Here is a 509-nt window from a genome sequence, read left to right as displayed (position 1 = left end):
TTAAAATTAGGAAAGGGGCAAATGATGAAAAACAAAAATATTGTAATCTGCTACGATGGTACGGGCAATGAATATGGCCGTAATAATACCAATGTGGTAAAAACCTTCGAATCCCTTGTTTCAAATGAATCTCAGACAAAATACTACCACCCCGGAATAGGGACCATCGATCTTTTGCATCATAAATACGGAAAAAAAACGGACATTTTATTAAGTAAAGGATTTGGTTTAGGCCTTCAAAAGACGATCGATCAAGGCTATGCCTATCTTATGCATGCTTATCGCCCGGGCGATCGTGTTTATTTGTTTGGCTTTAGTCGGGGGGCCTTTACGGTTCGAGCACTTGCCGGCATGATTCATCATTTTGGGCTCTTACATAAGGGAAGTGAACAACTTATCCCTTACGTTTCCGAAATGTATAATAAGAAAGATTTTTCCGTGCACAAGGACTTTAAGGCCACCTTTTGTCAAAGCTGTACGCCCCATTTTATTGGCGTATGGGATACGGT

Annotated in this window: 1 protein-coding gene; it reads left to right on the top strand. The window is 40.5% G+C overall.

What is annotated here, in order from left to right:
* Window positions 1–21: 21 nt before the first annotated feature.
* A partial coding sequence (locus E1171_RS00260; protein ID WP_187696099.1) for a phospholipase effector Tle1 domain-containing protein occupies window positions 22–509 on the top strand: 488 nt, incomplete at its 3' end.

This window comes from Xanthovirga aplysinae, from assembly GCF_009711365.1.
Lineage (GTDB): Bacteria > Bacteroidota > Bacteroidia > Cytophagales > Cyclobacteriaceae > Xanthovirga > Xanthovirga aplysinae.
The sequence above is the reverse complement of the archived record's forward strand: the minus strand, read 5'-3'. Positions and strand labels throughout refer to the sequence as shown.